Genomic DNA, 8021 nt, shown 5'->3' with positions numbered 1-8021 from the left:
CGCTCCTCCTCCATTCGGTATGCAATTCATCCAGTATAGGCGGACGGGTTCGGGTGCGTCGCTTGCAGGGTAAGGAGAACAACGCAATTAGCGCATCTTCTAACTTGAGTGGAATAGACTCAAGAAAGCTTGCGTTGCTATGAGTGGATCGGCGAAGTGGTGAACAGGTAGCCGCCGCCGATGTAAGGAGTTGTCATGGATAAACTAACAACGAAGTCGCAGGAAGCTTTGGCGCAGGCCATTCGCACGGCGACGGATGCGGGCAATCCCCAGGTAGAGCCGGTGCATCTCTTGAGCGCGTTGCTCGCCCAGGAAGGTGGGATTGCTCTTGCTCTGCTCGAAGCGGTGGGGGCTAATCGGGTGGAGATCGCGGAGCGAGTATCCGGGGCGCTGGCTTCGCTGCCGCGTTCGGCGGGGGATTCGGTGCAAAATCCCGGGGCTTCGCGCCCGCTCTCGCGGGTGATTTCGGAAGCTGGTAAGGAAGCAACCAGCCTGGGGGATGCCTATATTTCTACCGAGCATCTCCTCATGGCGATTGCGGCTTCGCAGTCCCAGGCGGGGGAGATCCTCCGGAATGCCGGCGCCTCGCACGAAGCGCTGCGTGCTACCCTGCCGCGCGTACGCACCTCGAAGGTGGATAGCGCGGATCCGGAAGGCACGTTCCAGGCGTTGGAGAAATACGGTCAGGATCTCACCGCGATGGCTCGGGAAGGAAAAATGGATCCGGTGATCGGCCGCGATAGCGAAATTCGCCGCGTGATCCAGGTCCTTTCTCGGCGTACCAAGAATAATCCAGTGCTCATTGGGGAACCGGGTGTTGGGAAAACCGCCGTTGTGGAGGGTTTGGCGCAGCGCATGGTCAATGGCGATGTGCCGGAATCTTTGCGTGGCAAGCGGCTTATTCAGCTAGATGTTGCCTCCATGGTTGCCGGTGCGAAATACCGTGGTGAATTCGAGGAACGCTTCAAGGCTGTCCTAAATGAGATTCGGGAGGCCGCGGGTGAAATCGTTACCTTCATTGATGAGATCCACACTATCGTGGGGGCCGGTGGAGGTTCCGAAGGTGCTATGGATGCCGGAAATATGCTCAAACCGATGCTTGCGCGCGGGGAATTGCGACTCATTGGTGCTACCACCCTGGATGAGTACCGCGAAAATATTGAGAAGGATCCGGCTTTGGAGCGCCGCTTCCAGCAGATTTTCGTGGGCGAGCCCTCGGTGGAAGATACCATCACAATTTTGCGTGGTATCGCCCCGAAATACGAGGCACACCATAAAGTAACAATTACGGACGGTGCTCTTGTTGCCGCGGCGCAGCTGTCGAATCGCTATATTACCGGCCGTCAGCTTCCTGATAAGGCTATTGATCTTATTGACGAAGCAGCTTCCCGCCTGCGCATGGAATTGGATTCCTCCCCGGAGGAAATCGACGTTTTGCAACGCCAGGTGGATCGCCTCACCATGGAGGAGTCCTATCTTTCTGAAACGCAGGACGACGACGCAGCTACCGCCGACCGCCTAGAAACCATCCGCGCGGAATTGGCGGATCGCAAAGAAGAATTAGCTGCCCTGACCGCTCGGTGGGAAAATGAGAAGGCCGGGCGCAACCGGGTGGGTGATTTGCGGGTCAAGCTTGATGAGCTGCGCACCGAGTTTGAGTTAGCGGTCCGCGAGGGCCGGTATGAGGATGCCGGGCGGCTCCAAAATGGCGATATTCCGGAGGTGGAACGCCAGATCGCGGCGGCGGAAGCGGCCGAAGCGGATGGCCAGGCTCGCGATCATGAACCGATGATTGCCGAACGGGTCGATTCTGAGGAAGTCGCCGAAGTGGTGGCGGCCTGGACAGGCGTGCCGGTGGGTAAACTCATGCAGGGCGAAACGGAGAAACTCCTCCATATGGAAGAGGAAATCGGGCATCGCCTTATTGGCCAGCAGGACGCGGTGCGGGCGGTTTCCGATGCGGTGCGCCGTTCGCGCGCCGGGGTGCAGGATCCGAACCGGCCCGATGGTTCCTTCCTCTTCCTCGGACCTACGGGTGTGGGGAAAACGGAGTTGGCGAAGTCGCTGGCGGACTTTATGTTCGACGACGAGCGCGCCATGGTGCGTATCGATATGTCGGAGTACGCCGAAAAGCACTCGGTTTCGCGGCTGGTCGGGGCACCTCCGGGATACGTGGGTTATGAGGAAGGTGGCCAGCTCACCGAAGCGGTGCGGCGGCGGCCTTACTCGGTGATTCTGCTTGATGAAGTGGAAAAGGCGCACCCGGATGTGTTTGATATTCTGCTCCAGGTTTTGGACGACGGGCGCCTCACGGACGGCCAGGGCCGCACCGTGGACTTCCGCAATACCCTCCTCATTTTGACCTCGAATTTGGGTTCTCAGGCTTTGGCTGATCCCACCATGGATGCGGCGGCCCAATATGACACGGTCATGGCTGCGGTGCGGGCGCATTTCAAGCCGGAGTTCCTCAACCGCTTGGATGACGTGATTGTTTTCCATCCGCTGAGCATGGAGGAAATTGGCAAGATTGTGGATCTGCAAATTACGCAGTTGGAGCAGCGGCTGGGTGAGCGGCGGATGCATCTGGATGTGAGCCCGGCGGCGCGCGATTACCTGACGATGGACGGATACGATCCGGCCTACGGGGCCCGCCCGCTACGCCGGCTTATCCAGCGGGAGATCGGTGACCAGCTAGCTCGCATGATCCTCGCCGGTGACGCTCATGACGGGGATACCATCCGGGTGGATACCCAGGAAAATGCCACGGCCAGTAGTGGGACTTCGGGCCGTAGTTATGCCCTGCGGCTCAGCACTGAATCCTAATAACTAAATTGCCCTATCTACGTCCGGGGTGTGCCGAAGCGGCACACCCCGGACGTTCTGTTTCCGTGAAGAGTGGTAGTCGCAACGCCATTGAGCGAAATATTGCGACAGATGCGCCGTTAAATGCGATGCCGGTGCGTGCGATGTGGTTGCCGAAATTAAGTGGTGCCAAGGTGTTGACAGATCATTAAAGCATCCTTTAGCGTAGCTTTAACGGCGCTTATCCGAGCGCCGTCAAGGGTCACAAGTCCCAACCGTTCGAAGGTGAACAGGAGGCAGATCATGAAGACTATCCGGAAAGTAGGTGCTGCATTCGCGGCAACATTGCTATCAATCGTGGCGTTTATGCCATCGGCCAGTGCTATCCAGGTGGGTGGCTACAAGAAGTGCAACTTCAACCAGGCGCATGTTGGGGTGTATGCGGAACAGCAGACAATGGAGCGCATGACCATAAAAGTACGAAGTGACGTGCTTTACAATAAGGCAACTCTGTATAGGGTGAGCGTTGTTTCTAACCACTTCAATGGTAATTGGAGCGCTGCGGCACCGGAGCTTCTTCGTGCACCTACCCACGCTACCTGTACCCCAATCGACTGGTAGATCGTATTCCATACTTGTGTGGTGGCGGGGAAGCTCTGTCTTTCTCGCCACCACGTGTATCGCGAAGGGGCGTGGCTTATGAAGTGGAAAAAGTTGGCCGTTTTCTTTGTCGCTCTTATGGTGGCGGGGTGCTGCGGAACTAGTGGTTCCGATTCCGGAAGCGTGGGAGAGTCCGGAAATCAGGCGGCTGCGGCTTCGGCATCCGAATGGGATTCAAATACCTGGAAGGCAAAAATTAGGATCTCACCGCGTTATCACACGGAGGAGGAGAAGCTTGCTTTCCGGGCGCAATGGCTAAAACGTGATGCGGAGCATTCTGGGATTGAGAATCCGCCGGATGTTGCTCTTGTGGAATGGCAAAACTCTGTGGAATTGCTGGATGTTAAGCTTGCCGAATGTTACAGGGAAAAGGGTTTTAGTGCCTATGTGCCGCCTCAGGGCGGAGTCGCTTTTGACCCGGGTATTCCAGAATCCCAACAAGAGGCGTACGACCTTGCTGCGTATGAGTGTTATGCGAAGTATTTTCCTAATCCGGAATTTCTTACCGACTGGTCAGAAGATCAATTGCGAGTGATATGGGATTATTGGGATGAATACTATATTCCTTGTCTTGCCGCGCATGGTTATACGGTTGATACCTCCAAACGGCCTGCTCGGGAAACCTACATCACCAGGTTCTACACCGATCCGGAGCATCGCTGGTGGCCAGATAATGGAGGCTCTCTTGGATTCGAAATCCCTCCAGAGGTGTTAAAGATTTGTCCGGAGATTCCTCCCGCTTCCCAGTTTTATGGCTTGGAATGAGGCCTAAGAAATGAAAAACAGGATTGTATGTGTCCTGAGTCTCCTACTCGTGGCGGTGGGTGGTTGCTCGAGTGGGGATTCAGATTCCGGGAGCGCCCGCGAAACTGGAAACGAAACAGCTGCGGCTTCGGCATATGAGTGGGATCCGAATAGTTGGAAAGCGAAGATCAAGATTACGCCGCGCTACACCACCGAGGAACAGAAGCTTGCTTTTCGCGAGAAGTGGTTGAAACGGCACGTGGATTACTGGGGGATTGAAGACGCGCCCGATGTTCCTTTGGTTGAATGGCGGACACCATCAGAAGAATCGGATATTAAAAGAGCTGAGTGTCTAACCAACAAGGGGTTTGCGTCTCATGCTAATCCCAAAGGGGGTATCGGTTCTGATGGTGCCATACCGGAATCACAAGAAAAGGCGTACAACTTGGCCACTTATGAGTGCATATCAATGTATTTTACCGATCCGGAGTTTATAACTGATTTATCGGAGGATCAGCTGCGGGTGCAGTGGGACTACTGGGATGAATACTATATTCCCTGCTTGGAAGCGCATGGTTATAAGGTTGATATCTCCGAACGTCCCGCTCGGGAAACCTATGTCGCCAAGTTCCACACCGATCCGGAGCACCGCTGGTGGCCGGATAACGGCGGTTCTCTCGGATTCCGAATCCCGGTAGAGGTATGGAAAGTCTGCCCAGAGACTCCTCCTGCCACAGAATTCTATGGAATAAAATAACCCCATGATGTTTACCATTCACGTGTAACCGCGTGGCTACCACGAAAGGCGTGCTGCCATGAACAAGAGAATAACTCAGATCCTCGCGGGTGTGATAACACTCCTCCTCGTGGCGGCACTGGCATTCTGGGCGGGCCGCACCACCCTGAAACCCCCGGAGCGGATCACCCAAACGGGAGCGGAGACAATGACCGTCACCGTAACTGAGCAAAATATTGGCCGCACCCTCACACTCTCCACCACGGTAGAACGCGCGGCACAACCAGTTGCCGTGAACCAGCTCAACGGCACCATCACCTCCGTTGCCGCAGACGGAGAATTCCACGCCGGCGACACCCTCTACACCGTTGGAAACACCGAGGTAATCGCGGCAGAAGGTTCCACCCCCTTCTGGCGGCCCCTCGCCGAAGGAACCGAAGGTGAGGACGTCTCCCAATACCAGCGGCTCCTTGCCACCCTCGGTTATTCGCGAACCGTGGCAGATGGGAAATTTGGCCCCGCCACCACCGCGGCAACGAAAGCGTGGCAAAAAGCGCGCGGGCAGGAACAGAGCGGCGTCGTCGGCCTGGGAGAACTTGTGGCAGTGCCGCAACTACCAGCTGCGCTCACCCTGGACCGCAGTATTGCCTGGCCCGGTGCGGCCCTGAACGGAAGTGAAAATATTATTAACTCGGTGTCAGGAACGCCCAGTTTTTATATGGAAATCACGCGCGAACAGCAGGCTATGATTCAGCCGGGAATGGGTATTCGCGTGAAGCTGGGCGAACAGCCCCTCATCGGTATTACCGGTGAGCCGGAGGAAACGGGAGGGGGCCAGGTCAAGGTCCCTGTTACCGCGGAAGACGGCGGGCTGCTGTGCGGCACTCGGTGCGGGGAATTACCGGCCAGCCAAAAAGCCTATCTCCTTACCGATATTGAGATTGTGCCCGCGGTGACCGGGCCTACCGTGCCGGTTTCCGCGCTGTCCACGATGCCGGATGGGACCGTGAGCGTGAGGGTCGTGGGGGAGGCCGCGCCCCGCACCGTCACGGTTCAGACCGTGGCCGGCGGCCTGGCGGTAGTTGAGGGAGTGCGGGCTGGAGAAAGCGTGTATGCGTTGGCCGACGCGAAGAAGGCCGGCGCGCCCGGTGGTTCCGGCGCGTCTGATGCCCCCGCGCCCGGTGGGTCCGGCGCTGATACCGGTTCCCGCGAAGGTTCAGAAACCGGCTCCGGCGCAGATTCAGGCACGGACACTAGCGAAGGCACGGAAACCGACCCCGGCGCAGAATCAGAAACCGAAGCCACCCCGAGCCCGGAAAGCACGAAGTAATGGACGCGCCCGGTATCGCCACCCGTGAGCTGCGCTTCCGCTACCGGAAAGGCGCCGAAGAACTCTTCGACGGCCTCACCCACGTTTTTGCCCCCGCCGCCATTACCGCGGTGACCGGGGCCTCGGGGCGCGGCAAATCCACCCTGCTCTACCTCCTCGGGCTCACGCTCACGCCCAGCTCCGGGCAGGTCCTCATCGACGGCGCCGCGGCCAGCGAGCTCACCGACCGGGAACGCTCGCGCCTGCGCGCCCGCCGCATCGGCTTCGTTTTCCAAGATTCCGAACTTGACCCCACCCGCCCCGTCCTCGATTCCGTGATGGAACCCGGGCTATACGCGGGCCATTCGCTGGCCTCCACCCGCGCCCGCGCCCGCGAACTCCTGGCCGGCCTGGGCCTGGAACACCGCGCCGACCACCGACCCGGGCAAATCTCCGGCGGGCAGGCCCAGCGCGTGGCGGTCTGCCGCGCCCTCGTCAATTCCCCCACCTTCATCCTGGCCGACGAACCAACTGGAAACCTCGACCCGGATAATGCCAACCTCGTGCTCGGCGCCTTACGCCAGGCCGCAGAATCTGGATGCAGTGTCATTATTGCCACCCACGATCCCACGGTGGTCAATGCAGCAGATGAGGTGGTGCGGCTATGAAATTCGCTGTTCTGCTACGCGAAGGCGCGAAAAATGCGCGCGGGGCCCTGGTCACCACCATCTTGGTGGCTCTGGTGCTCGGGGTGATGTGCGCGGCGTCCTTAGTGACGGTGGGCCGCCAGGCCGCCACCGAAGCCGAGCTGCACCGCCAGCTCACCGGCCCGCAAGCCCGCCAGCTCACCCTCATCGATCAGAATAACGCCGGGCTGCTCCCCGAAGCATTCCTGGAAACCCTGCACGGCACCTCCGGGGTGGCCGGGGTAGTGGGATACCGGAGCACGGTGGACGTGGTCAATGGGCCGCTCGGCCCCGCCTCCCAGCTGTTCGCCCTGGTGGAAACCGGTGGCGACATCTCCAAAATAATTACATTAACGGCCGGGCGTTATCCCGGCCCGGGAGAAGCTATCGTGCCCGAAGCCATGCTGCCGCAGCTGCGCCTGGCCCTCCCCAGCGGGTACGTGGAATCGCGCGGCGGGCGGCAATGGGCCGTGGTTGGTTCCTTCACCCCCAGCGGCGGATTCGAGGACCTCGATAATTACCTGCTGGCCGGGGGTGGCTCGGGCGCCTATGTGCGGGTGACCGCGCTGGCCAACGACGCCGAAAATATTGCCGCGGTGACCGATGTTGCACTCGCGGCTATCGGAGATTTCGACCCCACCAAACTTATTATTCGCAGCTCCGTCAGCCAGGCGAAACAGGGCGTGGCGGTGACTGGGCAGGTAGCGGGCATGGGCCGCGCCCTCCTTATTCTTATTCTCGGGGTGGGTGCGCTCTTTATCGCCGCGGTAGTCCTGGCCGACGTGCTTATCCGCCGCCGTGACCTGGGCCGGCGCCGTACCCTCGGCATTACCCGGGGCGGGCTGGTGGCCTTGGTGATCGCGCGTATTGCCTACCCGGCCGTGGGCGGCACCGCGCTGGGAATCGCCGCGGCCTGGGCTTATTGCCGGCTGAGCGGCAATCCGGTCGCCCTCGATTTCTCGGTGGCGGTGGGGGTGCTCGCGGTGCTCGTAGCGTTGCTCGCCTGCATTCCCCCGGCGATTTTCGCGGCCTACCGTGACCCCGTGGAGGTCATGCGCACGCCGTAGCCGCGCGCATTACACTG

Annotated in this window: 7 protein-coding genes; all 7 read left to right on the top strand. The window is 59.4% G+C overall.

Annotation, left to right across the window (positions count from 1 at the left end):
- Positions 1-195 precede the first annotated feature (195 nt).
- The 7 genes from clpB to ACTFPK_RS06905 all read left to right on the top strand — a co-directional run bounded on the left by clpB (position 196) and on the right by ACTFPK_RS06905 (position 8004).
- Complete coding sequence (gene clpB, locus ACTFPK_RS06935; RefSeq protein ID WP_394532500.1) at positions 196-2823, top strand: ATP-dependent chaperone ClpB; 2628 nt, start codon at positions 196-198, stop codon at positions 2821-2823.
- A gap of 282 nt (positions 2824-3105) precedes the next feature.
- Positions 3106-3423 carry a hypothetical protein gene (locus ACTFPK_RS06930; protein ID WP_394532502.1) on the top strand — a complete coding sequence of 106 codons (318 nt, stop codon included), beginning with the start codon at positions 3106-3108 and terminating at the stop codon, positions 3421-3423.
- Between the two features lie 78 nt (positions 3424-3501).
- Positions 3502-4227: a hypothetical protein gene (locus ACTFPK_RS06925; protein WP_394532504.1), complete on the top strand. Its 726-nt coding sequence runs from the start codon at positions 3502-3504 to the stop codon at positions 4225-4227.
- Between the two features lie 49 nt (positions 4228-4276).
- Positions 4277-4963: a hypothetical protein gene (locus ACTFPK_RS06920; protein WP_394532506.1), complete on the top strand. Its 687-nt coding sequence runs from the start codon at positions 4277-4279 to the stop codon at positions 4961-4963.
- A 58-nt stretch (positions 4964-5021) separates the two neighbouring features.
- Positions 5022-6272, top strand: coding sequence for a peptidoglycan-binding protein (locus ACTFPK_RS06915; protein WP_439911359.1), 1251 nt, complete (start codon positions 5022-5024; stop codon positions 6270-6272).
- Positions 6272-6919, top strand: coding sequence for an ABC transporter ATP-binding protein (locus ACTFPK_RS06910; protein ID WP_439911358.1), 648 nt, complete (start codon positions 6272-6274; stop codon positions 6917-6919). Before ACTFPK_RS06915 ends, ACTFPK_RS06910 begins: the two co-directional genes overlap by 1 nt.
- Positions 6916-8004 carry an FtsX-like permease family protein gene (locus ACTFPK_RS06905; RefSeq protein ID WP_439911357.1) on the top strand — a complete coding sequence of 363 codons (1089 nt, stop codon included), beginning with the start codon at positions 6916-6918 and terminating at the stop codon, positions 8002-8004. The genes ACTFPK_RS06910 and ACTFPK_RS06905 overlap by 4 nt, the downstream gene beginning before the upstream one ends.
- The last annotated feature ends 17 nt before the right edge of the window (positions 8005-8021 follow it).

It is taken from the genome of Actinotignum sp. UMB0459 (genome assembly GCF_051905915.1).
GTDB classification, from domain to species: Bacteria; Actinomycetota; Actinomycetes; order Actinomycetales; family Actinomycetaceae; genus Actinotignum; species Actinotignum sanguinis.
Note: the sequence above shows the minus strand (reverse complement) of the source record. Positions and strands in the feature narration are given on the sequence as shown.